Below are 3,753 nucleotides of genomic sequence, written 5' to 3'. Positions count from 1 at the left end.
CTGCCTCTCTGCCCCCCTCTCTCCCCCCCCCCCCCCCCCCCCCCCCCCCCCCCCCCCCCCCCCCCCCCCCCCCCCCACGGTGTTCAGATCGCCCCTTACAACTGAATGCTCATGCCATCGAAGGCCACTTCCACACCCCGACGCAGCACCTCGGCCTTTTCCGGCGAGTCTTCGTCGAGGATCGGGTTGGTGTTGTTGATGTGGATAAGCACCTTGCGCTGGCGCGGGAAGCCGTCCAGCACTTCGAGCATGCCGCCTGGGCCGTTCTGCGCCAGGTGGCCCATCTCGCGGCCGGTGCGGGTGCCGACGCCGCGACGCTGCATCTCATCATCCTCCCACAGGGTGCCGTCGACCAGCAGGCAGTCGGCGCCGTGCATCATCTGCAGCAGCTTGTCGTCGACCTGGCCCAGGCCCGGGGCATAGAACAGCTTGCCGCCGGTGCGGGTGTCCTCCACCAGCAGGCCCAGGTTGTCGCCCGGGTGCGGGTCGAAGCGGTGCGGCGAGTAAGGCGGTGCGGCGCTGCGCAGGGGGAAGGGGGTGAAGCGCAGGTTGGGGCAGGCGTCGATCACGAAGCTGCCTTCAAGCTCGATGCGGTTCCAGGTCAGGCCGCCGTTCCAGTGGCTGAGCATGGTGAACAGCGGGAAGCCGGTGGTCAGGTCCTGGTGGACCATGTCGGTGCACCACACCTTGTGCGGGCAGCCTTCGCGCAGGCTGAGCAGGCCGGTGGTGTGGTCGATCTGGCTGTCGAGCAAAACGATCGCGTCGATGCCGGTATCGCGCAGGGCGCGGGCCGGCTGCATGGGCGCGAAGGCCTGCAACTGGGCGCGGATGTCGGGCGAGGCGTTGCACAGGATCCAGTGCTCGCCGTCATCGGACAGGGCGATGGAAGACTGGGTGCGCGCAGTGGCGCGCAAGGTGCCGTCGCGGTAACCCTTGCAGTTGGCGCAGTTGCAGTTCCACTGCGGGAACCCGCCACCGGCGGCAGAGCCGAGAATCTGGATGTACATGGCCACTCTCTATCCGAAAAACCGTGTCCGAAAACGAAAACGCCCCGGCGGGCCGAGGCGTTGAACCGCAGTGCTGCTTAGCGGCTGGCGAAGTACATGGTGACTTCGAAGCCGATACGCAGGTCGGTGTAAGCAGGTTTGGTCCACATGGGATGTCTCCTTCCGGATGGGGTTGAGTTGAACAGCTGATGATTGGGCACCGCCTGAAACAGGAGGTTTCATTAGCCGGGGTTGCGCTATCTTACAAGAATTATATGTACCGAAAGGTTAATTCTTCGAAAAGCGCCGTTACATTTCGGGTAACAATCCACCGGCACCTACTGCCAGTGAGCGTCCGGTGCTGCGGCATTGCCCAGGCAGAGCCAGCCGTGGCGGGCACTGATCAACTGCTGCAACAAATCGTCCAGAAGGTCCTGATCGGTGTTGAGAATAGACCAGCTTGTGTGGGAAAGGTCTGGGTTGTGCTGTGCGATGTGCGCCTGCCAGGCCCACTCCGCCACCTCGGCGTTGCCCATGCAGGCTTCGTCGAACTGCTCGGCGAGTTGCTGCCGGCTCTGGGTATCCAGGCTGATGCCGTGGTGCAGGAGGTCCAGCAGGTGGCCGAGGATCTGCTCATGGCTGGCGTGGGGTGACTGCACGCCAAACAGCAGCCCGCCGACACCGTCGACCTGACGGAAGGCACTGAATACGGCGTACCCCAGTTGCAGCTCGACCCGCAGGCGTTGGTACACCGGGCCTTGCAGCAGGTGTGCGAGCAGGCGACCGGCCGCCTGCAGCTCAGTCGGCAACGGGCAGAACAGCAGCAGTGCCGGCTCGCTGCCCGACGTGTGTACCTGCCGCCACTGCCGGCCCGTGATCGCCACCTTCGCCCTGGGTGTGCCGGGTTGGCCCATGATCCCCTGCAATGCAGCCCCCAGGGCGTTGTGCTGTGTTTCCGCGAAGCCCACTGCCAGGCCCTGCCAGTGGGCTTGCTGCCACAGTGAGTCGAGCCAGGGCAGGGTGAGGATGCAGGATGGCTGCGGTTGTTCCTCACCGGCCATCAGCGCATCCGGCAATGCCTTGAGCAGGGCGCGTATCGGGATCAGCCCCGGTTCCACGGCAGCAGGGGCAGTCCAGTGCTCGACGGCGGGGCTTTGCATGAGCGCGAGGGCCTCTTCGATAGCTCTGATCACCGCTGTCGGCTGGCCGGCGGCCTGCAGTTGCCAGTACTCACCGCTGGCACTGAAGCGCAACTGCAGGGCAACACGCGTGGCGCGCTCCTGCAGCGGTTGCAGGGCGCGTTCGATGATTGCCTGGAAGCGCTGGCGCAGTGGCGACGGGATGTGCCAACGCAAGTAGAGGCTGGCGAACTGGCGGGTGGGCGGCAGGTTGTTGTCGAGGGCCAGGGCCGTGGGTAGTGGGGCGCTGTGGGCTGGCGCAGTGCTGTCCAGCAACGGCTCTGCGGGTGGCAACTGCCAGCGGCCGCTGCCTGTGTGGGGCAAGCTGCCCAGCAACGCGGCGAAGGCAGCAAGGCCTTGCTCATCGAGCTTCTCGAAGGGCTGGCCACTGCTGTCGCGGCGCGCCAGTTCGAGCGCGCTGCAGCTTTGCTCGCGGCAATGCTGCAACTGGGCGTAGGCATCGTTCAACTGGGCAGCCGGCTGCCTTCGGATGAAGCCCAGCCAGCCGTGCAGCATCGACTGTGCCGTGCTCAGTGAGGCTGAGGCGGGCAGCAGCAGCTGGATATGCCAAAGCATCTGCCCGGCGTGGGCATAGAGCAGTTGCGTTGTGCAGCCCTGCAGCCAGCCGCGTTGGCGCAGTTCGGCCAGCCAGCCGCCCGGCCGGCTGTCGTTGAGCAGGGTCAGCAGCAGGTCCAGTGCCTGTTCTGCCGCTGCGGGCAGGCCTTCATGGGCAAACAGCAGGTCATGGCGTGAGCCGCTGGCTGCGAGGGGCCGTAGTTGCCCGTCGAGCAGGGCCGCAGGGGTATCCCGTTGCTCCTGCACACCGGCCGGGAACAGCGCACCGAACTGTTCGCCCAGTTGCTCCAGCTCGTCCAGTGGCTGCGGCCCGGCCAGGCTCAAGGTGACCTGGCCGCCTTGGTAGAATCGCCGATGGAAAGCGTTCAGTGCCTGCTGGAAGCCGCGAGCGTGCAGCGCCAGGCTGTGCCGGTTGCCCGCGTGGAAGCCGCTGAGTGGATGGCTTGGCGACACCGACTGCAGCAGGCTGAACTGGTGCTGGGCTTCGGGGTTGCGCGACCAGGCGATGAACTCGGCGTGGATTACCTCGCGTTCACGACGCTGGCGTTCCAGGCCGAGGTCCGGTTCGATGAGCATTTGGCACAGGCGCTCCAAGCCACCGGCCAGTGCAACGGGCGGCACCTCGAAGAAAAAATCGGTGGTGCGCTCACGGGTGCTGGCGTTCACCTGGCCGCCCAGGCCCTGCACGTAGCGCATCAGGCCGTCTTGCAACGGGAAGCGGGCAGTGCCGAGGAAGAACAGGTGTTCAAGGAAATGGGCCAGGCCCGGCCACTTCGCTGGCGCGTCATGGCTGCCGGCGCGTACCCGCAAGGCTGCAGCGGCGCGCTTGAGGCGCGGGGCGTGGCGCAGGGTCAGGTGCAGGCCGTTGGGCAGGTTCAGGTGACGGGTAGTGTCGGGCATGGCGTCATGCTAGCGCGCCAAGGCGATGTTGTCTGTGCCGGCCTCATCGCGGGGGGGGGGAAAAGCCCCCAAAAAAACAGAAGCAACAGCGATAGGGAGTTGGCTCCTTTGGT

The 3,753-nt window shown here is 66.0% G+C and carries 3 protein-coding genes; all 3 read right to left on the bottom strand.

Features of this window, described 5'->3' with window-relative positions; genetic code table 11:
* Positions 1 to 95: 95 nt before the first annotated feature.
* The 3 genes from pqqB to pqqF all read right to left on the bottom strand — a co-directional run bounded on the left by pqqB (position 96) and on the right by pqqF (position 3,640).
* Complete coding sequence (gene pqqB, locus ACO6VM_RS12370) at positions 96 to 1,007, bottom strand: pyrroloquinoline quinone biosynthesis protein PqqB (protein WP_422403334.1); 912 nt, start codon at positions 1,005 to 1,007, stop codon at positions 96 to 98.
* Between the two features lie 77 nt (positions 1,008 to 1,084).
* Positions 1,085 to 1,156: a pyrroloquinoline quinone precursor peptide PqqA gene (gene pqqA, locus ACO6VM_RS12365; protein WP_008365141.1), complete on the bottom strand. Its 72-nt coding sequence runs from the start codon at positions 1,154 to 1,156 to the stop codon at positions 1,085 to 1,087.
* Between the two features lie 168 nt (positions 1,157 to 1,324).
* On the bottom strand, positions 1,325 to 3,640 hold the full coding sequence (gene pqqF, locus ACO6VM_RS12360) for a pyrroloquinoline quinone biosynthesis protein PqqF (protein WP_422403333.1): 2,316 nt from the start codon (positions 3,638 to 3,640) through the stop codon (positions 1,325 to 1,327).
* Positions 3,641 to 3,753 lie beyond the last annotated feature (113 nt).

This window comes from Pseudomonas sp. GZD-209, assembly GCF_049310485.1.
GTDB lineage: Bacteria > Pseudomonadota > Gammaproteobacteria > Pseudomonadales > Pseudomonadaceae > Aquipseudomonas > Aquipseudomonas sichuanensis.
Note: the sequence above shows the minus strand (reverse complement) of the source record. Positions and strands in the feature narration are given on the sequence as shown.